The organism is Pseudomonas sp. GW821-FHT01E10, from assembly GCF_059422365.1.
Genome location: NZ_JBWKWT010000005.1, coordinates 391,067 through 411,839, shown reverse-complemented (window position 1 = coordinate 411,839; position 20,773 = coordinate 391,067). Strand labels below are relative to the sequence as shown.

Below are 20,773 nucleotides of genomic sequence, written 5' to 3'. Positions count from 1 at the left end.
GGGGCAAGTCCTAGTAGGCCGCTCGGTAGATCTTCTCGATATCGGTGGCGCTCAACTTGCGCGGATTGTTGCGCATCAGGCGTTCGGTGCCAGCGGCTTCCACGGCCATGGCCGGGATCGCCTCCTCGGGCACCCCGAAACTGCGCAGACCTCGCGGGATCTCCACGGCGGCGCACAGCTCGGTCATCGCCTCCACGGCTTTATCCGCCGCCTCACTGGCGCTCAGATGAGCGGTCTTCACCCCCATGGCCTCGGCAATATCCTGCATGCGTTCCACGCAGGCCATCTTGTTCCAGGTCATGACATACGGCAGCAGCAAGGCATTGCTGACACCATGGGCAATGTTGAAACGCCCACCCAGCGGATACGCCAACGCATGCACCGCACCGACCCCGGCATTGCCGAACGCCATGCCGGCCATCAGGCTGGCGGTGGCCATGTCTTCGCGGGCTTGCAGGTGGGCGGGATTGGCGTAAGCCTTGGGCAGCGCCTTGGTAATCAGTTTGATCGCGCCAATGGCCAAGGCATCGGTGATGGGCGAGGCGTTGAGCGACAGGTAGGACTCGATGGCGTGCACCAGCGCATCGACGCCACTGGCGGCGGTGACACTGCGCGGGCAGGTCAGGGTCATTTGCGGGCTGACCAGCGCCACGTCCGGCAACAGGTAATCGCTGATGATGCCCATCTTCTGCTGCGCGACCTTGTCGGAGAGGATGGCCACGTTGGTCACTTCCGAACCGGTGCCAGCGGTGGTCGGGATGGCGATCAGCGGCGGGCCTTTGCGCGGCACCTGATCGATGCCGAACAAATCCTCCAGCGCACCGTGATAACCGGCATAGGCGGCAACACTCTTGGCGATATCGATGGCACTGCCGCCGCCGAGGCCGATCAGCCCGTCATGCCCACCCTCACGGTAAACCCGCATGCAATCTTCGACGATGGCGATTTCCGGGTCCGGCAACACCCGGTCGAAAATCTCATAACTGCGCTCGCCCAACTGCGCCAGCGCCAGCTCCACCGTGCCGGACTTGACCAGCGCGGCATCGGTGACGATCAGCGGGTTGTCGATGTCCAGACGTGTGAGCTCGGCCGCCAGTTGCTCGATGGCACCTGCGCCGGTGATCAGTTTGTGAGCGATTTTGAAAGAGGAAAGACTCATGTGCGCAGCCTCTTATAGATAGGGGAGCTGGGCACAATAGTAGCTGGGGATTGGGGTTTGTCTGCTATTAAGTTGGTGAATGATCGAGGTGCTTCTGTCGATCGTTCCCACGCTCGCGCGGGAACGATCACAGTTGGCGTCAGGCTTGGGCGGTACGCAGTTTTTCGCTGCGCCCACGCAGCCATTCCAGGGTCAGCAACAGGATCACCGAGAATGCGATCAGCAGCGTCGCGGCAGCGGCGATTGTCGGGCTGAGGTTTTCGCGGATGCCGCTGAACATCTGCCGAGGCAAGGTCGCTTGTTCGGGACCGGCGAGGAACAGCGTCACCACCACTTCATCGAACGAGGTAGCGAAGGCAAACAGCGCACCGGAAATCACCCCCGGCGCAATCAACGGCAAGGTCACCCGGCGGAACGTCGTCAGCGGCGAAGCTCCCAGGCTGGCCGCGGCCCGCACCAGGTTCTGGTTGAACCCCTGCAAGGTCGCCGATACCGTGATGATCACGAACGGCACGCCCAGCACGGCGTGCACCACGATCAACGAGGTATAGCTGTTGCCGAACCCCAGTGGCGCGAAGGTCAGGTAACTGGCCACACCAATGATCACCACCGGCACCACCATCGGCGAAATCACCAGCGCCATCACCAGCGCCTTGCCCGGGAAGTCGCCACGGGTCAGGCCGATCGCCGCCAGCGTACCGAAGATCATCGCCAGCACGGTCGCTGCCGGAGCCACGATCATGCTGTTCTTCAACGAACGCATCCATTCCGCCGAGGCAAAGAAGTCCTGATACCAGTGCAGCGAGAAGCCTTGCAGCGGGTAGACCAGAAAACTCCCTGAGTTGAACGACAGCGGAATGATCACCAGCACCGGCAAGATCAGGAACAACAAAATCAAGCCGCAGAGAATCCGCAAGCTGTAGAACCACACCCGTTCGATGGGCGACATATAAGGACTCAGCATTTCACTCTCCCCTTAGCTCAGGCGCAGGCGACTGGCGCCCACCAGCCAGCTGTAAATCAGATAAAGCACCACGGTCGCCAGCAGCAACAGTCCACCGAGCGCGGTCGCCATGCCCCAGTTGATGCTGGTGTTGGTGTAGAAGGCGACGAAGTAACTGACCATCTGATCGTTCGGGCTGCCCAGCAACGCCGGGGTGATGTAGTAGCCGATGGCGAGGATGAACACCAACAGGCAACCGGCGCCAACACCGGCATAGGTCTGCGGGAAGTACACCCGCCAGAAACTGGCGAACGGGTGGCAGCCCAGGGAAATCGCCGCACGCATGTAAGTCGGCGAGATACCTTTCATCACGCTGTAGATCGGCAGAATCATGAACGGCAGCAGGATGTGCACCATCGAGATGTAGACCCCGGTGCGGTTGAACACCAGCTCCAGCGGCTTATCGATGACGCCCATGGCCATCAGGCCGCTGTTGATCAAGCCGCCCGATTGCAGCAACACGATCCACGCCGCGACCCGAACCAGAATCGAGGTCCAGAACGGCAACAGCACCAGAATCATCAGCAGGTTGCTTTGGCGCGAGGGCAGGTTCGCCAGCAGGTAGGCCAGCGGATAAGCAAGCACCAGGCAGATCATGGTGATGATCAGGCCCATCCAGAACGTACGGGCAAAGATGTCGAGGTAGATCGCCTGATCGGGAGTGGCCCGGGCCAGTTCGCCGAGGTCGTCGATACGGTGATCGACGGCGGCCAGCAGGTAATAAGGCGTCACGCCACTGGTGTTGCGACGCACCACCTGCCAATAGGCCGGATCGCCCCAGCGTTCGTCGAGTCCTTCCAGCGCTTCTTTATAAGAAGCAGGCTCCGTGGCGAACGGCAAGGCGCGCGCGGTTTTGGTCAGCAGGCTGCGGTAGCCGGCCAACTCCATGTTCAAGCGCTTGGACAAATCACCCAAGGTCTGATTCTTGCGGGCTTCGGCGAGGTCTTCGCTGGCGGCCTTGTACACAGGCTCTGCCGGCAGGCCTCGGCCATCCCAACTGGCGATGGCTGCCACAGTGCGCGGCATCACGCCGACCACTTCCGGGTTACCGACGCTTTTGTAGAGCAGCGCCACGATCGGCACCAGGAACACCAGTAACAGAAACAGCACCAACGGCGCGATCAAGGCTTGTGCTTTCCAGCGGTTGATTCGCTCGGCGTGCTTTAGCCGCTGCTTCAAGGTGGGGTCGGTGCCCGCGTTCACGGGAACGGCGATAGCCATGGCGTACTCCGGAAATCTTTGATCGTTACAGAGGGTGGCACTCCATAACTGGGAGGCCACCTCTGTTCTTGTTAGCTACACATCGGCCCCTGTAGGAGCGAGGCTCGCCCGCGAAGACGGTGTGTCAGTCAACATTAATGTTGAATGTGCCGACGCCTTCGCGGGCAAGCCTCGCTCCTACAGGAGTGGATAAGCCCACGGGGTGGCCTTATTTTGCAGCCCAGGAATTGAAGCGCTGTTCCAGTTGCTCGCCGTTGTCAGCCCAGAAGCTGACGTCGATCTGCACCTGGTTGGCGATGTTTTCCGGGGTGGTCGGCATGTCTTTCAGGACATCCTTGGACAGCAATGGCACTGCCTGGGTGTTGGCCGGGCCGTAGGCGATGTTTTCCGAGTAGGTCTTCTGCTGTTGCGGCTGTACCGAGAATGCGATGAATTTCTTCGCAGCTTCGGCACGGGTCTTGTCCAGACCTTTTGGAATCGCCCACGCGTCGAAGTCGTAGATGCCGCCGTTCCACACCACTTTCAGGTTGCTTTCTTTTTGTACCGCGGCGATCCGGCCGTTGTAGGCCGAGCTCATGACCACGTCACCGGAGGCGAGGTATTGCGGCGGTTGTGCGCCGGCTTCCCACCACTGGATGCTTGGCTTGAGTTCATCGAGTTTCTTGAACGCGCGGTCCTGGCCATCTTTGCCGGCCAGCACTTTGTAGACGTCTTTCGGCGCAACGCCGTCAGCCATCAGTGCGAATTCCAGGGTGTACTTGGCGCCTTTACGCAGGCCGCGCTTGCCCGGGAATTTCTTGGTGTCCCAGAAATCAGCCCAACTGGTCGGAGCGGTTTTCAGCTTGTCGGCGTTGTAGGCCAGCACGGTCGACCACACGAAGAAGCCCACGCCGCAAGGCTGGATAGCGCCTTTGACGTAGTCTTCAGACTTGCCGAACAGCTTCGGATCAAGCTGCTCGAACATGTCTTCGTCGCAACCACGGGACAGTTCCGGCGATTCAACTTCCACCAGGTCCCAGGACACGCTCTTGGTGTCGACCATGGCTTTGACCTTGGCCATTTCGCCGTTGTATTCGCCAGCGACGATTTTGCCGTGGCCCGCCGCTTCCCATGGTGCGTAGAAGGCTTTGACCTGCGCCGCCTTGTTCGCCCCGCCAAAGGACACCACGGTCAGGTCCGGGCCAGCCGCCATCGCGTGCGCCGCGCCGATCATGCCGACGACCAGGGCGGTGAATTTCAGGGATCTCAACATTTATTGTTCTCTCCACGTGCAGGGTTGGTGTTGGTGAAGCAGGGGGCGATCAATGCGCCTCTAGAAGTGGGTCGAGCGCGCGAACGTGTTCGACCTGCCAGCCAAGCGGTACCACGTCGCCGACAGCCAGCGCAGGATCGAGCTCGGCAATCGGTTGTTTCACGAAGAAGTCGGTCTTGCCGCAGACTTCCAGGCGAACCCGGACGTGGTCGCCCAGATAGATGAATTCCGCCACCCTTCCCGAGAAGCGGTTGACACAGGACTCGCTCGAGCCATTGAGGCTCACGCGCTCCGGACGAATCGACAGTGTGACGGGTTCGCCGGTCTTGCCGACGTTGACCGCCAGTGCTTCAACCTTTTCACCACGACCGAGCTCGACCACGCAGCGATCACCGGTGTGGCTGTGCAAGCGGCCGTTGAGGCGGTTGTTCTCGCCGATGAAGTTGGCGACGAAAGTATTTTTCGGCTCTTCGTAGAGCGTGCGCGGTGGCGCGATCTGCTGGATCTCGCCCTGGTGGAATACGGCGACGCGGTCGGACATGGTCAGGGCTTCGCCCTGGTCGTGGGTCACGTAGACCACGGTCACGCCGAGGCGCTGGTGCAGGTGTTTGATTTCCATCTGCATGTGTTCACGCAGTTGTTTGTCCAGTGCGCCGAGGGGTTCGTCCATCAGCACCAGTTGCGGTTCGAACACCAGGGCACGGGCCAGGGCCACACGCTGCTGCTGACCGCCGGACAGTTGCGCCGGATAGCGCTGGGCGAAAGTATCGAGCTGAACCATGCTCAGCACACGCTTGACCCGGTCACTGACGTCGCTCTTGTTCAAACCGCGCACGGTCAGCGGGAACGCCAGGTTCTCGGAGACGGTCATGTGCGGAAACAACGCATAGTTCTGGAACACCATGCCGATGTCGCGCTTGTGCGGTGGCACGTTGTTGATGGAACGCCCGGCCAGTTGAATCTCCCCGGCGGTCGGGGTTTCGAAGCCGGCGAGCATCATCAGACTGGTGGTCTTGCCGGATCCGGATGGCCCGAGCAAGGTCAGGAATTCGCCTTTGCGAATCTCCAGGTTGAGGTCTTTGACGATCAGGTTCTCGCCGTCGTAGCTCTTTTGCACTCCACGAAAGCTGACCAGAATATCGTTGGCCCCTGCGCTTGAATCAACCTGGCTCATACCCACACCTTTGTTATTGATGACTGCTGTGGACTAAGCCTAGTGGACGCTGGGAGCCGCGCAAATCGGGGCGCAGGAGAGAATCGCCTCAGCCGGATGGAAGGTTGGGGGTAGGGATTGCCCTACAAGGATGGCGGGGATGGATATGTCGATTCTTGATGGCGACAGACGGTGAGCTGCAAGCCACAGGAACCGGTAAAAGCGGCTTTGCATGCATGTCGTAAATGGACATGCCTCTTCTTTCTGTAGGAGCGAGGCTTGCCCGCGAAGGCGATCTCACTGGCGCCAAAAGCTTCGCGGGCAAGCCTCGCTCCTACAAAATCCACAGTGAACCCTGGATCACAGGAGTTTGTGTTCCATCGCGTACTTCACCAGTTCGGCCAGGGAGGTGATGTTGAGTTTCTGCATCAGCCGCGCCTTGTGGGTACTGATGGTTTTGCTGCTCAAGGCCAGTTGCTGGGCGATGTCGTTGACGTTGGCGCCCTGGGCCAGGCGTTCGAATACCGAGAATTCACGCTCCGACAGCAACGAGTGCAACGGCCGCGCATCGGTCAGGCCAACCTCGAAAACCATGCGGTCGGCCAGGTCCGGATCAATGTAGCGCCCGCCCGCCGCGACCTTGCGAATCGCCGTCAGCAACAATGCCGGATCGCTGTCCTTGGTCGCGTAACCCGCAGCGCCGACCTTCAACGCCCGAGCGGCCATCTGCGCTTCGTCGTGCATCGACAGCACCAGAATCGCCGGCGGATTGCTCATGGCGCGAATCCGCGGGATCGCCTCCAGGCCGTTGACCCCGGGCATGGAGATGTCCAGCAACACCACTTCGCAGGGAACATGGCGCAAGGTATCGAGCAACTGCTCGCCATTGCTCGCCTCCCCGACCACCAGCAAGTCCTTGGCCAGGCCGATCAATTGCTTGATGCCTTCGCGAACGATGGTGTGGTCTTCGGCTACCAATACACGGATCACGTTCTTCTCCATTCTTCTTATGTCAGAACCAAGATCTATCGCAGGCTTGCCTGCAAAGGCGCCAGCTCAAACAACACAAAACCATCAGGCTTCATCCAGCGGCACTCGCACCGTCAGGGTCGTGCCCTCCCCCGGCTCACTCTCAAGCGACAATTGCCCGCCCATGATCAACACCCGCTCACGCATGCCAACCACGCCGAAGGATGTCGGCCTGCCAGGCGCAGCGACAAATCCTACGCCATCATCGCTGACAGTCAGACAAAGCTCATCGCCCTCAAGGGCCAGCGTCAGTTCAACAGTATGCGCCTGGGCGTGGCGCATGACATTGGTCAGCGCCTCCTGAAGGATCCGGAACAGGCCGATGGCCTTGGCATCGCTGAGCACCGGCAAGTTATCCGGCACTTGTACCAGACACGGAATATGCGTGCGCGCCTCGAACCGTCGGGCCTGCCACTCGATGGCCGAGGCGATCCCGGCATCGAGAATCGGTGGCCGCAGCGCCGTGGCCACATCACGCACCAGTTGAAACAGCTGCGCGATCAAACGCTTCATGCTGTTCAAGCGCTCGTGCAGGCCCGGATCGAGCTGCGCATACGCCAACTCGCACATGGACGTTTCCAGCTTCAACACCGTCAACATCTGCCCCAGCTCGTCGTGAACTTCCCGGGCAATCCGCGCCTTCTCCTCTTCCCTCACGCTCTCCAGGTGCGCAGACAACTCGCGCAACTGCTCACGGGAGCTGGCCAGCTCCAGCTCGATGCGCTTGCTCTCGGTGATGTCCCAGACGATCCCGTCCCAGACATAGGCGCCGTCTTCCAGTCGGCGGGTAATGGCCTTGATCTCAGCCCAGCGTTGTTCGCCCTGACGGGTCAGAATCCGTCCCTGCCACGACCAGTCGCTGTCGGTGTCCAGTGCATGGTCCTGGGTCTGGTGATAACTGGCCTTGTCATCCGGATGCACCAGGCTGCGCAGGCCTTTGTCACGATGGGCCAGGGTGGCGGGCGAGTAGCCCACCAGGCTCTCGCTGCCTTCACTGATGTAGGCAAAGTCGATCTGCCCGGTCACTGGCGCGCGCTCCAGACGAAAGACCAGCCCGGGGACGTTGGCGGCGATCCCCTGCAGCCGTGCTTCACTTTCCTGCAAGGCGGCCAGGGCGCGACGACGCTCGGTGACATCATTGAGGTAAACCACCAGGTATTCGCCCTCGCGAAAACGCAGGAAGCTCAACGAGACATCCGCCGGCAGAATACTGCCATCGGCCCGCACACAATTGGTTTCGAAACTTAGCGGCCCTTCCTCACTGGCCCGGGCGCGTTTCCACAGGCTCAGCCAGCGGTCCATGTGCAAACCGGGCTCGAAATCGATCAAGGGTCGATCAATGATCCCGCCCGCCGGATAGCCGAGCATGCTTTCGGCGGCACGGTTGGCGTAGCGCACATGGCTGTCCCAGTTGACCCAAAGGATGCCGACGGTGCTTTGATCGATGGAGAACTGCGTGAGGCGCAAGGCCTCTTCGCTAGCCTCGCGCAGGGCAATGTCTTCGCGCGCCGCCAGCAAACGCTGCTCCAGACTGTGTTGCTGACGACGCTGCCAGAACACAATGGCCATGCTGCTCAGCAATAACACCAGCAACAGCAGGCAGAGGTTTTTCCAGAAAACCGGTGAATCGGACAGCCGCGGGTACTTGGGTTGCAGCCATTGATCATGCAGTCGCTCGAGGTCTTTGGCCGGAATCGCGCGCAGCGCGTTTTCGACGATGCCGGCCAACTCCGGCCAGTCCCGACGCGTGGCCACTCGCAACAGTTGCGGGAAACCGATGTCGCCCACCACGGCCAGCCCGGCAAACTCGGGTTCGGCTGACAGACGCCCGAATTGCGCTTCATCGACCACCGCGTAACCGGCCTGCTGACTCAACAACAGTTGCAGCGCCTGGCGCTCCAGAGGCACGCCCTGCAGGTTCAAATGCGGATAGGTACTACGCAAGAAATCGGCGGTGACGCTGGGCATGCGCACGGCGACGCGGGTCTGACTGTCGAGTTTTTCCAGCTCCACCACACCGGTGCTCTTCTGGTCGCTGACCACCAGTTGCGGCACCCGCATGTACGGATCGGAAAACTGCCAGAATCGTAAACCGGCGGGGGTTTGGGTCAGCCCCGGCGCGATATCGATATCGCCTTCGCGCGCGGCGGCTTCCAGTTGCGCAAGATCAGGATAATTACGCCAGCTCAGCTCGACCTTGAGCGACTTGGCCAGCCACTTCATCAACTCGATGTTGACCCCGGACAGGCGCTGCAAGCGGCGATCGTATTGAGCATAGGGCACTTGCAATACAACCCCGACCCGCAACTCTTCATGCTGCGCCAGCCATTGCTGTTGCGCCGAAGACAATGACACGACATGCGCCGGTGGCGCGGGAGCCGCCCAGCCCATCAAGGGAAACCACAAACAGCCGATAACCCACAGGCAGCGAAAATGCATCATCGAAGTCTCACACACTGACAAATACTGACCAACCCATTAGGCTGCCGGAATTAACTTCTGGCCTGGAATATCCGATGCCCCCTGTCTACCGCCTGGCACTGCCAGCATTGTGCCTGTCGCTGATCCTGCCGTGCGCCTTTTCCGTCGAGGCGGCCGACCCGGCACCTGCCACTGCGGAAAAGCCCGCCGAAGAAAAACCGGTCGAACGCCAGCCGCTGCTTGAGCGTAGCCAGGAAGAATCGACGGCACTTGAGCGAAAAATTCCTGCGCAGGAACAGCAGCAACTGCAAGCCGGTACCGACAGTTTTCTCGCCCTGTGGAAGCCGGCCAATACCGCCGACCCCAAAGGCGCGGTGATTATCATCCCGGGTGCCGGCGAAACCGTTGACTGGCCGCAAGCGATTAGCCCGTTGCGCCGCCAATTGCCGGACGCCGAGTGGAGCAGCCTGAGTATCACCTTGCCGGACCTGCAAAGCGAAGCCATTGCGCCACGTATCGTCGAAGTGGCGCCAGCGCCCAAAGCGCCTGATACCGGCAACAAAGACTCGACCACCGCGGCGCCCATCGAACAGGCCGCCGGCGGCGAAGCGGAGGTGGCCGACAAGGCTATCGCCGAAACCACCGAAGAACACGCCAAAGCCGACGCCGAGCGAATTTTCGCCCGCATCGACGCGGCCATCGCTTATGCCGAACAGCATAGCGCTCGCAAAGTCGTCGTGCTGGGGCATGGCACCGGCGCTTACTGGGCCGCGCGCTATCTGAGCGAGAAGCAGCCATCGCAAGTCGAGAAGTTCGTGATGGTCGCCGCCCAGACGCCTGTTACGGCGAAGCCTGAGCTTGCCGAGTTGACGCCGACGATCAAGCTGCCGACCGCCGACATCTTCTATATGGACAAACCACTGGATCGCAATGCGGCACTGGAACGCTTGCAGGCCAATAAACGTTTGAAGACATCGGCGTTCAGCCAGGTCTCGCTCAAGGCACTGCCGGGCAATGCCAAGGCTGAGCAAGAGCAGTTGGTTCGCCGGGTGCGGGGATGGTTGAATCCGCAGCCTGCGGCGGACTGATGGATCGCGTCGCCCCACTCGCGGGCGACACAACTCTGCCCTGCTATCGAAAGTCCCGCCGTTCACGAATCAACGTGTAGGCGTTGTGCAATTCACGAGTCTTGTCCGTCGCCTCACGAACCTGCAACGCCGTCGCACCGCTGCCGGCAATCTTGTCCGGATGATGGCGACTGAGCAGGCGTCGATAGGCGCGTTTGATCTGTGCTGGCTCGCTGGTGGCCGACACTCCCAATAACCGCAAGGCGTCCTGATACGTAATCGCGCTGCTGACCAACGGTCGCTTCGGCTCGTAGTCACTCGCCAGTGCCTGTACCTGTTGCGGCGTCCAGCCCAACCATTTGCCCCACTGGGCAATCAGTTCGCGCTCGCTGCTACCGGCGCGGCCATCGGCCCAGACCATCCGCCAACAGGCACGCAACACGCCTTCCGCCGCATGGGGCTGAGCACTCAAGCGTCGCAGATAGCCACGCAACCGATCATGCCCCGACTTGCCGCGGTTGAACGCCGCTATCGCCCGACGTTGCGCCGACTCGGTCATCTCCAGCGCACGCATTTCCTGTCGCGCCTGCTGAATGTGGCCATCCACTACCCGCCCATCACTCTTGGCCAATCGGCCCAGCAACACGAACAGCAGTTCATCGTTGCGCAGCACCGAGCGGCCACCGAACTTTTCCCATAAATGCGCCCAGCTCTGCAGGTGCAAGCGCCGATCCAGCGCCTGTCCCAATAAAGCACCGAGCATGGCCCCCGGAATGCTGGCTATGGCAAAGCCCGCTCCGGCTCCAATCAGAGTCCCTGGCCACAACATGTCAGCGTCTCGCTTCTATCAAGGTTTCTACTTCAGCCAGGCGCTCGTGAGTGCCGACATCTACCCAATGTCCATTCAGGCGCTCGCCCGTCACTTGTCCATCGGCCATGGCTTTGCGCAACAATGGCGCAAGCTTGAAGGCCCCGGCCGAGCAACCGTCAAACAGCTGCGGGTGCAGCACGGCGATGCCGCTGTAGGTCAGGGTTGGGGTATCCGGCTGACCGTCCTGCACATGGCCATCGACCAGAGTGAAGTCCCCGCTCGGGTGATGCGCCGGGTTGTCCGCCAGGATCAAATGGGCGAGCCCGACGATGGGCTGGTGCAACACGCTGAAGTCGTAGTCGGTCCAGATGTCGCCGTTGACCACCACAAAAGCCTCATCACCCAACAACGGCAACGCGCGGAAAATACCACCACCGGTTTCCAGCGGTTCACCTTCCGGCGAATACTGAATGCTCACGCCATATTTCGAGCCATCGCCCAGATAATCTTCGATCTGCTGACCGAGCCAGGCATGGTTGATCACGATCTCGGTAAACCCTGCTGCCGCCAGCGCGCGCAAGTGATACTCGATCAAGGGCGCTCCGCCGGCGCGAACCAGCGGTTTTGGCGTGGTCAAGGTCAGCGGACGCATGCGCTCGCCTTTACCCGCCGCCAGAATCATTGCCTTCATGCCTTCACTCCAGCACGCAGACTGGCCAGCAACACATCCAGCTCAGCCAATTCGGGGCGACGGGCAATGACCGCGTCTATATAAGCAAAGAAGCGCGGCACATCGCTGAGATAGCGTGGCTTGCCGTCGCGATGGCAAATACGGGCGAAGATGCCGATGACTTTCAAGTGACGCTGCACGCCCATCAGGTCGCTGGCGCGCAGAAAGTCTTCAAAGTCCGGCTGAACCGGGATGTCGAGCGCACCGGCTTGCTGCCAGTAATCTTCCAGCCAGCCGCGTACGCGTTCTTCAGGCCAGCTGAGGAAGGCGTCCTTGAACAGGCAGGTCACGTCATAGGTCACCGGCCCGTAGACTGCGTCCTGGAAATCCAGCACGCCGGGATTCGGCTCGCTGATCATCAGGTTGCGCGGCATGTAGTCGCGATGCACCAGGACTTTAGGCTGAGCCAGAGCGCTGTCGATCAGCAGGTCGCTGACCTGCTGCCAGAGCACCTGCTGCGCAGCATCGAACTCGATACCCAGTTCGCGCTTCACGTACCACTCGGGGAACAGTTCGAGCTCGCGACGCAGCAGCGCGACGTCATAACTCGGCAGCGGCGCCACCATCGGCAATTGCTGGAAAGCCAACAACGCTTGCAGGGCATCCTTGAACAAATCGTCGGCATTTTCGCTGTCGATCACGTCCAGATAAGTCTTGTTGCCCAAGTCATTGAGCAAAAGGAAACCGCGCTCGAGGTCCTCGGCATAAATTTTCGGCACGTTTATGCCGGATTTCGCCAGCAGAAAAGCGATATCCACAAAGGGTTTGCAGTTTTCCTGGGGCGGTGGCGCGTCCATCACGACGAAACTTCTGCCTGCGCCTTCCCAGCGGAAATAGCGCCGAAAACTCGCGTCGCTACTGGCCGCGGTCAACGTGGCCGGGGGCACGGTGCCCCAACCTTGTTCTGCAAAGAGGATAGCCAACTGTTCATCGAGCCAAACTTTCAGGTGTTGCAAGCGTACATCTTGGTCAGGCATTGCAAGGGTCTCCGACGGCGCTAGCCGTCAAGCGGGTCATGCTTTATTATCCAGCATCTTTTTCAGACCATCGAGAGGCGTGCGGCCCACACCGCGGGCAGATGGCACGCAGGAAGCCCGGACTAATAAGATGGCATTGAAATCCCCCGCGTTTCGTAAAAAATTTCCGTTGTTGGTTACCGGCAGTCTGCTGGCCCTGCAACCCCTGGCCACGTCGTTCGTGGTCGCCGCGGAACAGTATGACTGCTCAGTATCTGCTTCGGGTGCCTGGGACTGTGCGCCAAAGGCACCGGCCGCTGCATTGCCGCCGCGCCCCGTGCATGAAGGCAGCGCAGTTTCCGCTACTGGAGAAACCCCGGCAGGCACCGCCTCCAGCGAAGACACCGGTGCCAAGCCTGTGCTGGTTACCGAGTCCAAGGGCCGTGGCCTGAAGTCGCGTAGTGAAGACTACAGCCACCTCGACTGGGTTCCGCGCGAGAAGCTCACCGCAGCGCAATTGGCCGAAACCGGTCCTTACTGCTCTGGTTCCTATATCGAACCGATTCGTCCTGGCATGAACGACAAGACGAATAAAAGTGACGCTCCAACCTTTATCGGCGCCAAGGCCTCCCGCTATAAGCAGGAAGAGCAGGTCGCGACCCTGGCCGGTGACGTGGTCATGCGTCAGGGCAGCATGCAGGTCGAAGCCGACGAAGCGAACCTGTACCAGGCCGAGAGCCGTGGCGAACTGGCCGGCAACGTGCGCATTCGCGACAATGGCGCGCTGATCGTGGGCGATCACGCCGACGTACAGCTCGACACCGGTGAAGCCAAGGTCGACAACGCCGAGTACGTGATGCACAAGTCGCGTATCCGCGGTAACGCGCTATATGCCAAACGTGCCGAGAACGCGATCATCCGCCTCAAGGATGGTACGTACACCACGTGCGAACCGAACAGCAACGCCTGGCAGCTCAAGGGCAACAACATCACCTTGAACCCGGCCACCGGTTTCGGTACCGCGACCAACGTGACGTTGCGGGTCAAGGACATTCCGGTTCTGTACACGCCGTACATCTATTTCCCGATCGATGACCGTCGCCAGTCCGGCTTCCTGCCGCCGACCATCGGTACCGGCAGCGATACCGGCTTCCTGCTGGTCACTCCGTACTACTTCAACCTGGCGCCAAACTACGACGCCACGTTGTACCCGCGCTACATGGACAAGCACGGTTTGTTGATGGAAGGCGAATTCCGCTACCTGACCAAGTCCAGCGAAGGTCAGTTCGGCGCCGCCTACCTCAACGACGAAGATACCGAACGCAGCAAGCAGACCGACTACGAAAAAAACCGCTACATGTACAACTGGCAGCACAAGGGTGGCCTCGACTCGCGCGTCTTTACGCAAGTCGACTACACCAAGATCAGCGATCCGTATTACTTCCAGGATCTGCAGACTGACCAGATTGGCGTGAAAAGCGCTGACTACGTGAACCAGCAGGGCTCCGTCACCTATCGTGGCGACAGCTACGTCGCTCGCTTGAACGCCCAGGCTTATCAGCTGGCGACCGTTTCGAACATCACGCCGTATGACCGTTTGCCGCAGATCACCTTTAATGGTCAGCTGCCGTATCATCCGGAAGGTTTGGACTTCGATTACGAGACAGAGATCGTTCGATTTGACCGGGATCTGAAGACTGGAACATTCGTCCAGCAGGACGGGATTACCACTGAGTCACGTCTGGATAACAACATCTTTGGTCTGGCACGCGCCAACGGCGACCGTTTGAATCTCAAACCAGGTGTCAGCCTGCCGCTGTACTGGACCTATGGTTTCTTCAAGCCATCGCTCAAGTACCAGTACACACAGTATCAACTGGATCTGGACGGCCGCGGCAAAAGCGAAATCGCTTCGCAAAGCGCGGAGCAGGACAGGCTCAACGGCACATTCAGCAGCAACCAGAACCGTGGGGTACCGATCGCCAGCATCGACAGCGGTCTTTACTTTGACCGCAACACTTCCTGGTTCGGAAAAAACTACCGTCAGACCCTGGAACCGCGTCTGTTCTACCTCTATGTACCTGAGGAAGACCAGAAGGATATTCCAGTGTTCGACACCAGCGAATACACCTTCAATTACGCGTCGCTCTTCCGTGACAACCGTTTCTCCGGCTCCGACCGTGTCGGCGACGAGAACAAACTGTCCCTGGGCGTGACCAGCCGCTGGATCGAAGACAATGGTTTCGAACGTCAACGCATCAGCGTCGGCCAGGCCTTGTACTTCAAGGACCGTAAAGTCCAACTGCCAGGCATTGCTTTCGATGATCGTGACGATGCCAAGGCCAACGTTTCGCCATATGCACTGGAATACGAATACCGCTGGAACCGCGACTGGCGTACCACGGCCGACTACAACTGGGACCCGGACAGCCGCAGCCCTCGCTCGGGCAGCGCGATGTTCCACTACCAGCCTGAAGACAACCCGAACAAGGTCATCAACGCCGGCTATCGCTATCGCAATGACCAGGTCCGTTATGACCAGAACACCGGTAAATGGTCGGTGGGCGGTGGCGATTACGGCACCCCGGGCCAACCTGGCTACGTGAAGGACTACTACAAGATCAAACAGCACGACTTCTCGGTGATCTGGCCGATCGTGCCGCAATGGAACGCCATCAGCCGCTGGCAGTATGACTACAACCGCAACCGTACCCTGGAAGCCTTTGGTGGTTTCGAGTACGACAACTGCTGCTGGAAACTACGCCTGATCAACCGTTACTGGGTTTCCTATGACGAATTCAGTCAGGAAGCTCCACAAAACGAAAAAGGCGACCACGGCGTCTTCCTCCAAATTGTTCTGAAGGGACTCGGCGGCCTCACCGGCGCCAAAGTAGAGAGTTTCCTCGACAAAGGCATCCAAGGTTATCGTGAACGTGAAGACCAAGCTTTCTGATTGTCTGCGCCCGCTGATGCTGGGCGCGCTGTTCCTGGGTACCGCGGCCAACGCCGCGGTACAGTCCATCGATAAAGTGGTGGCCATCGTCGACAATGACGTGGTCATGCAGAGCCAACTGGACCGGCGCGTTCACGAAGTTCAGCAAACCATCGCCAAACGCGGTGCTGCCGTACCGCCTACCGGCGTACTGGATCAGCAGGTGCTCGAGCGTCTGATCGTCGAAAACCTGCAATTGCAGATCGGCGAGCGTTCCGGCATCCGCATTACCGATGAAGAGCTGAACCAGGCTGTCGGCACCATTGCCCAGCGCAACAACATGTCGATCGAACAATTCCGCGCCGCTTTGGCTCGCGACGGCCTGTCTTATGACGATGCCCGTGACCAGATCCGCCGTGAAATGATCATCAGCCGTGTGCGTCAGCGCCGTGTGGCGGAGCGCATCCAGGTGTCCGAGCAGGAAGTGAAGAACTTCCTGGCATCCGATCTGGGCAAAATGCAGCTGTCCGAAGAGTTCCGCCTGGCCAACATCCTGATTCCTACGCCGGAAAGCGCCAACTCCGACGCGATTCAGAATGCCGCCAAGCAAGCCGACGCGGTTTACCAGCAACTCAAGCAAGGCGCTGACTTCGGTCAGTTGGCAATCGCCAAATCCGCCAGCGAAACCGCGCTGGAAGGCGGCGACATGGGCTGGCGTAAAGCCGCTCAACTGCCACCTCCGTTCGATCGTTTGCTCGGCACCATGGCCGTTGGCGACGTGACCCAACCAATGCGCACACCGGGCGGCTTCATTATCCTGAAGATCCTCGACAAGCGTGGCGGCGAATCCCAGGTGCGTGACGAAGTCCACGTGCGGCACATCCTGGTCAAACCGAGTCCGATTCGCGACGAAGAAAAAACCAAGGCCCTGGCTCAGTCGCTCTATACCCGTATCGCAGCGGGCGAAGATTTCGGCGAGCTGGCGAAAAGCTTCTCGGAGGATCCGGGTTCCGCCCTCAACGGTGGCGACCTGAACTGGATCGACCCGAACGCGCTGGTGCCTGAATTCCGCGAAGTGATGGCCAAGACCCCCCAAGGTCAGCTGTCCAAGCCGTTCAAGACCCAATATGGCTGGCACGTACTGGAAGTTCTTGGCCGCCGCGCCACCGACAGCACCGCCCAGGCCCGTGAGCAGCAAGCGATGACCGTACTGCGTAACCGCAAATACGACGAAGAGCTGCAAACCTGGCTGCGTCAGATCCGTGACGAAGCGTACGTAGAAATCAAACTCCCTGGTGCAGACCAGGCAGCGCAGTGAAACCCAAGCGTTTCGCGCTGACCCCCGGCGAACCAGCCGGCATAGGTCCCGACCTGTGCCTGCTGCTCGCCTCGCAAGCCCAGCCACATCCCCTGATTGCCATTACCAGCCGCGACCTGCTCCTTGAGCGGGCCGCGCAGCTGGGCGTGGTTGTCGATCTGCTGCCGGTAACGCCGGACAGCTGGCCGGATGCTCCTGCACCCGCCAACAGCCTGTATGTGTGGGATACGCCCCTCAACGCCAAGGTCACCGCCGGGCAACTGGACAAAGCCAATGCGGCTTTCGTTCTGGAAACCCTGACCCGTGCTGGCCAGGGCTGTCTGGATGGGCATTTCGCCGGCATGATCACCGCGCCGGTGCACAAGGGCGTGATCAACGAATCCGGGATCGCCTTTTCCGGGCACACGGAGTTTCTCGCTGACCTGACCCACACCGCGCAAGTGGTGATGATGCTCGCCACCCGCGGTTTGCGCGTGGCGCTGGTCACCACTCACCTGCCTCTTCGCGAGATTGCCGACGCGATCACGCCGGAGCGGCTGGAGCGGGTCACGCGGATCCTGCACACCGATCTGAAAGAAAAATTCGGCATCGCCCAGCCACGCATCCTGGTTTGCGGGCTCAACCCGCACGCCGGTGAAGGCGGTCATCTGGGCCATGAAGAAATCGACATCATCGAACCTACATTAGAGCGCCTGCGCGGCGAGGGCATGGACCTTCGCGGCCCCCTGCCCGCCGACACTCTGTTTACCCCCAAATATCTGGAGCACTGCGACGCGGTGCTGGCGATGTACCACGACCAGGGCTTGCCTGTGCTGAAATACAAAGGCTTCGGCGCGGCAGTCAACGTGACCCTCGGCTTGCCGATCATCCGCACATCGGTCGACCACGGCACCGCCCTGGACCTGGCCGGCAGCGGCAACATCGACACCGGCAGCCTGCAAGTCGCCCTGGAAACCGCCTACCAGATGGCCGAGACCCGTTTATGACCGAGCATTACCAACACCGGGCGCGCAAGCGCTTCGGCCAGAACTTCCTGCACGATGCCGGCGTTATCGATCGCATCCTGCGCTCCATTCACGCCAAACCTGAAGACCGCCTGCTGGAAATCGGTCCGGGCCAGGGTGCATTGACCGCCGGCCTGCTCAACAGCGGCGCTCAACTGGACGTCGTAGAGCTGGACAAGGACCTGATCCCGATTCTCAATCAGCAGTTCGCCGGCAAGAGCAACTTCAACCTGCATCAGGGTGACGCGCTGAAGTTCGACTTCAACAGCCTGAACGCTGCGCCAAACAGCCTGCGAGTGGTCGGTAACCTGCCGTACAACATCTCGACGCCGCTGATCTTTCATCTGCTGAACAACGCCAACCTGATTCGCGACATGCACTTCATGCTGCAAAAGGAAGTGGTCGAACGTCTGGCTGCGGGTCCGGGTGGCGGTGACTGGGGTCGCCTGTCGATCATGGTTCAGTACCATTGCCGGGTCGAGCATCTGTTCAACGTCGGCCCGGGCGCGTTCAATCCTCCGCCGAAAGTCGACTCCGCGATCGTGCGCCTGGTGCCCCACGCGGTACTGCCGCACCCGGCCAAGGATCATCGCCTGCTGGAGCGCGTTGTGCGTGAAGCCTTCAACCAGCGCCGCAAGACCCTGCGCAACACACTGAAACTTTTGCTGAGCAATGCCGAAATCGAAGCTGCCGGCGTCGATGGCAGCTTGCGCCCCGAGCAACTCGACCTGGCCGCCTTCGTACGCCTGGCCGACAAGCTCAGTGAACAAGCCCTACAAAAGCCTGCCACTGACTGACAGGCGATGAGCGCTATCGGGTAGGACGCCACTCTGGTTTACTACCCGATACTTGGCCTAGACTGAGTTCTATCAGCTACGCCCCGCGTTCCGCTTCGTTTCTAAGGCCTTTTGCATGTCCGATCCTCGTTACCAGGTCGACGTCAGCGTCGTCACCCGCTATCTGGCAGAACAATCGCAACCCGAGCAAGACCGCTTTGCCTTCGCCTACACCATCACCGTGCAAAACAATGGCCTGCTACCCGCCAGACTGCTTTCACGGCATTGGGTCATCACCGACGGTGACGGCCATGTCGAGGAGGTTCGCGGTGCGGGCGTCGTCGGCCAGCAGCCGTTGATCGAGGTGGGCAAGAGCCACACGTACAGCAGCGGCACCGTCATGACATCCAAGGTCGGCACGATGCAGGGCACCTACCAGATGCTCGCCGAAGACGGTAAGCACTTCGACGCCATCATCGCGCCGTTCCGTCTGGCGGTTCCCGGGGCGTTGCACTGATGGCGACGTATGCCGTCGGTGATGTGCAAGGTTGCCTTGAACCGCTCAAATGCCTGCTCGAGCAAGTGGCCTTCGACCCTGCCCGAGATCGCCTGTGGCTGGTGGGTGATCTCGTCAACCGTGGCCCACAGTCGCTGGAAACCCTGCGCTTCCTCTATGGCATCCGCGAGTCGCTGGTATGCGTACTCGGCAACCATGACCTGCACTTGCTGGCCGTCGGGCAAAACATCGAGCGCCTGAAGAAAGCCGATACCTTGCGTGAGATCCTCGAAGCACCCGATCGCGCGGACCTGCTGGAGTGGGTTCGCCAGCAAAAGCTCATGCACTACGATGAACAACGCGATATCGCCCTGGTCCATGCCGGTATCCCGCCGCAATGGTCGCTGCGCAAAGCCTTGAAGTGCGCCGCCGAAGTCGAAGAAGCCCTTCACGATGACAACCGCTTCGCGCCTTACCTTGACGGCATGTACGGCAACGAGCCGGTGAAATGGAATAGCGACCTCAAAGGCGCCGCCCGCCTGCGAGTCATCACCAACTATTTCACCCGGATGCGTTTTTGCACCAGCGACGGCAAACTCGACCTCAAGGGCAAGGAAGGCATCGACACCGCACCGCCGGGCTATGCACCGTGGTTCGCGCACAAGGAGCGTAAAACCAAAGGCCTGAAGATCATCTTCGGCCATTGGGCGGCGCTCGAAGGCCAGTGCAACGAACCGGGGCTCTTTGCCCTCGACAGCGGTTGCGTCTGGGGTGGTGCCATGACCCTGATGAATGTCGACACCTTTGAGCGCCTGCAATGCAAATGCGACGCCCATGGCCACCTTCGACCGGCAGTCGCCACCTCTATTCCCGAACAAACGTCAGCCAGCGCCCCGCGCTAGACTGCGCTTTCAGCCGAGCCACAGGAGCCCGCCATGAGCGAATTCAAACGTATCCCCCCAGAACAGGCCCAGGCCCTGCGCGAACAAGGCGCGGTGGTGGTCGATGTCCGCGACCCGGCAACATTTGCCGCGCTGCACATCACCGGTTCGAAGCATCTGGACAACCATTCTCTGCATGCTTTCATCCAGGGCGCCGATCTGGATGCGCCAACGGTAGTGGTCTGCTATCACGGAAATTCCAGCCAGGGCGCAGCTGCTTATCTGATCAGCCAGGGCTTTTCCGACGTCTACAGCATGGACGGCGGTTTTGAGCTGTGGCGTACGACCTATCCTTCGGAAACGGCGCAAGGCACTTCCGAATAATTATTTTGTAATGCGCAAGCCCCGGCCCCCGTGGGCTCGCGCGATTACAGACGAACGGTCTGCCACAACTAATTACGTATCTTGCCTTTACCTCCCAAATTCCCAACTATCCTTAAGCGCAGGCCATCCAAAACAGGGGAGAGCCGGTACACCGGCGCACGGGTCATCGGGAGTAGCTTT

At 60.3% G+C, this 20,773-nt stretch carries 18 protein-coding genes; 8 read left to right on the top strand and 10 right to left on the bottom strand.

Annotated features, from left to right (window positions below):
- Positions 1-10 precede the first annotated feature (10 nt).
- The 7 genes from AC07V0_RS13205 to AC07V0_RS13175 form a co-directional block, all read right to left on the bottom strand.
- Complete coding sequence (locus AC07V0_RS13205; protein ID WP_086944460.1) at positions 11-1,159, bottom strand: iron-containing alcohol dehydrogenase; 1,149 nt, start codon at positions 1,157-1,159, stop codon at positions 11-13.
- 139 nt (positions 1,160-1,298) lie between these two features.
- Complete coding sequence (locus AC07V0_RS13200) at positions 1,299-2,123, bottom strand: ABC transporter permease (protein WP_018928864.1); 825 nt, start codon at positions 2,121-2,123, stop codon at positions 1,299-1,301.
- Between the two features lie 12 nt (positions 2,124-2,135).
- The gene (locus tag AC07V0_RS13195; protein ID WP_018928863.1) at positions 2,136-3,383 is read right to left on the bottom strand and encodes an ABC transporter permease; all 1,248 of its coding nucleotides are present in this window, start codon (positions 3,381-3,383) and stop codon (positions 2,136-2,138) included.
- Positions 3,384-3,591: 208 nt separating this feature from the next.
- Positions 3,592-4,635 carry an ABC transporter substrate-binding protein gene (locus AC07V0_RS13190; RefSeq protein WP_018928862.1) on the bottom strand — a complete coding sequence of 348 codons (1,044 nt, stop codon included), beginning with the start codon at positions 4,633-4,635 and terminating at the stop codon, positions 3,592-3,594.
- A gap of 49 nt (positions 4,636-4,684) precedes the next feature.
- Complete coding sequence (locus AC07V0_RS13185; RefSeq protein ID WP_086944459.1) at positions 4,685-5,809, bottom strand: ABC transporter ATP-binding protein; 1,125 nt, start codon at positions 5,807-5,809, stop codon at positions 4,685-4,687.
- 339 nt (positions 5,810-6,148) lie between these two features.
- Positions 6,149-6,790: a response regulator gene (locus AC07V0_RS13180; RefSeq protein WP_172901164.1), complete on the bottom strand. Its 642-nt coding sequence runs from the start codon at positions 6,788-6,790 to the stop codon at positions 6,149-6,151.
- 72 nt (positions 6,791-6,862) lie between these two features.
- A complete protein-coding gene (locus AC07V0_RS13175; RefSeq protein ID WP_086944458.1) occupies positions 6,863-9,259 on the bottom strand; it encodes a PAS domain-containing sensor histidine kinase in 2,397 nt (798 codons plus the stop codon).
- Between the two features lie 74 nt (positions 9,260-9,333).
- Between AC07V0_RS13175 and AC07V0_RS13170 the strand changes: the two genes are divergently transcribed.
- Positions 9,334-10,326 (top strand): alpha/beta hydrolase family protein, encoded by a 993-nt coding sequence (locus tag AC07V0_RS13170; protein WP_086944457.1) that lies wholly within the window; start codon positions 9,334-9,336, stop codon positions 10,324-10,326.
- A gap of 43 nt (positions 10,327-10,369) precedes the next feature.
- Here AC07V0_RS13170 and AC07V0_RS13165 read toward each other — a convergent pair whose 3' ends face one another.
- Genes AC07V0_RS13165 through AC07V0_RS13155 form a run of 3 tightly spaced genes read right to left on the bottom strand, consistent with a single transcriptional unit; the run spans position 10,370 to position 12,823 of the window.
- Complete coding sequence (locus AC07V0_RS13165; protein WP_026286624.1) at positions 10,370-11,134, bottom strand: TerB family tellurite resistance protein; 765 nt, start codon at positions 11,132-11,134, stop codon at positions 10,370-10,372.
- Position 11,135: 1 nt separating this feature from the next.
- A complete protein-coding gene (gene murU / locus AC07V0_RS13160; protein ID WP_086944456.1) occupies positions 11,136-11,807 on the bottom strand; it encodes an N-acetylmuramate alpha-1-phosphate uridylyltransferase MurU in 672 nt (223 codons plus the stop codon).
- A complete protein-coding gene (locus tag AC07V0_RS13155; protein ID WP_086944455.1) occupies positions 11,804-12,823 on the bottom strand; it encodes an aminoglycoside phosphotransferase family protein in 1,020 nt (339 codons plus the stop codon). The genes murU and AC07V0_RS13155 overlap by 4 nt, the downstream gene beginning before the upstream one ends.
- A 130-nt stretch (positions 12,824-12,953) precedes the next feature.
- On the opposite strand from AC07V0_RS13155, the gene AC07V0_RS13150 reads away from it, so the two are divergent.
- From AC07V0_RS13150 to glpE, 7 genes are all read left to right on the top strand, one after another.
- Positions 12,954-15,755, top strand: coding sequence for an LPS-assembly protein LptD (locus AC07V0_RS13150; protein ID WP_086944454.1), 2,802 nt, complete (start codon positions 12,954-12,956; stop codon positions 15,753-15,755).
- Positions 15,736-17,052 carry a peptidylprolyl isomerase SurA gene (gene surA / locus AC07V0_RS13145; RefSeq protein ID WP_138866396.1) on the top strand — a complete coding sequence of 439 codons (1,317 nt, stop codon included), beginning with the start codon at positions 15,736-15,738 and terminating at the stop codon, positions 17,050-17,052. Before AC07V0_RS13150 ends, surA begins: the two co-directional genes overlap by 20 nt.
- Entirely contained in the window at positions 17,049-18,038 is a 990-nt protein-coding gene (gene pdxA, locus AC07V0_RS13140) for a 4-hydroxythreonine-4-phosphate dehydrogenase PdxA (RefSeq protein ID WP_019580736.1), read from the top strand. The genes surA and pdxA overlap by 4 nt, the downstream gene beginning before the upstream one ends.
- Entirely contained in the window at positions 18,035-18,853 is an 819-nt protein-coding gene (rsmA, locus tag AC07V0_RS13135; RefSeq protein ID WP_018928851.1) for a 16S rRNA (adenine(1518)-N(6)/adenine(1519)-N(6))-dimethyltransferase RsmA, read from the top strand. Before pdxA ends, rsmA begins: the two co-directional genes overlap by 4 nt.
- 115 nt (positions 18,854-18,968) lie before the next feature.
- The gene (gene apaG / locus AC07V0_RS13130) at positions 18,969-19,349 is read left to right on the top strand and encodes a Co2+/Mg2+ efflux facilitator ApaG/CorD (RefSeq protein ID WP_018928850.1); all 381 of its coding nucleotides are present in this window, start codon (positions 18,969-18,971) and stop codon (positions 19,347-19,349) included.
- On the top strand, positions 19,349-20,230 hold the full coding sequence (locus AC07V0_RS13125; RefSeq protein ID WP_019580733.1) for a symmetrical bis(5'-nucleosyl)-tetraphosphatase: 882 nt from the start codon (positions 19,349-19,351) through the stop codon (positions 20,228-20,230). Before apaG ends, AC07V0_RS13125 begins: the two co-directional genes overlap by 1 nt.
- Positions 20,231-20,263: 33 nt before the next feature.
- Entirely contained in the window at positions 20,264-20,593 is a 330-nt protein-coding gene (gene glpE / locus AC07V0_RS13120; protein WP_018928848.1) for a thiosulfate sulfurtransferase GlpE, read from the top strand.
- Positions 20,594-20,773: the final 180 nt, after the last annotated feature.

Coding starts and splice junctions, on each gene's coding strand:
- AC07V0_RS13195 (WP_018928863.1), bottom strand. CDS start 3,383: ATGGCTATCGCCGTTCCCGTGAACGCGGGCACCGACCCCACCTTGAAG.
- AC07V0_RS13165 (WP_026286624.1), bottom strand. CDS start 11,134: ATGTTGTGGCCAGGGACTCTGATTGGAGCCGGAGCGGGCTTTGCCATA.
- apaG (WP_018928850.1), top strand. CDS start 18,969: ATGTCCGATCCTCGTTACCAGGTCGACGTCAGCGTCGTCACCCGCTAT.
- AC07V0_RS13185 (WP_086944459.1), bottom strand. CDS start 5,809: ATGAGCCAGGTTGATTCAAGCGCAGGGGCCAACGATATTCTGGTCAGC.
- rsmA (WP_018928851.1), top strand. CDS start 18,035: ATGACCGAGCATTACCAACACCGGGCGCGCAAGCGCTTCGGCCAGAAC.
- AC07V0_RS13155 (WP_086944455.1), bottom strand. CDS start 12,823: ATGCCTGACCAAGATGTACGCTTGCAACACCTGAAAGTTTGGCTCGAT.
- AC07V0_RS13125 (WP_019580733.1), top strand. CDS start 19,349: ATGGCGACGTATGCCGTCGGTGATGTGCAAGGTTGCCTTGAACCGCTC.
- AC07V0_RS13180 (WP_172901164.1), bottom strand. CDS start 6,790: ATGGAGAAGAACGTGATCCGTGTATTGGTAGCCGAAGACCACACCATC.
- murU (WP_086944456.1), bottom strand. CDS start 11,807: ATGAAGGCAATGATTCTGGCGGCGGGTAAAGGCGAGCGCATGCGTCCG.
- AC07V0_RS13200 (WP_018928864.1), bottom strand. CDS start 2,123: ATGCTGAGTCCTTATATGTCGCCCATCGAACGGGTGTGGTTCTACAGC.
- glpE (WP_018928848.1), top strand. CDS start 20,264: ATGAGCGAATTCAAACGTATCCCCCCAGAACAGGCCCAGGCCCTGCGC.
- AC07V0_RS13190 (WP_018928862.1), bottom strand. CDS start 4,635: ATGTTGAGATCCCTGAAATTCACCGCCCTGGTCGTCGGCATGATCGGC.
- AC07V0_RS13150 (WP_086944454.1), top strand. CDS start 12,954: ATGGCATTGAAATCCCCCGCGTTTCGTAAAAAATTTCCGTTGTTGGTT.
- AC07V0_RS13170 (WP_086944457.1), top strand. CDS start 9,334: ATGCCCCCTGTCTACCGCCTGGCACTGCCAGCATTGTGCCTGTCGCTG.
- AC07V0_RS13175 (WP_086944458.1), bottom strand. CDS start 9,259: ATGATGCATTTTCGCTGCCTGTGGGTTATCGGCTGTTTGTGGTTTCCC.
- AC07V0_RS13205 (WP_086944460.1), bottom strand. CDS start 1,159: ATGAGTCTTTCCTCTTTCAAAATCGCTCACAAACTGATCACCGGCGCA.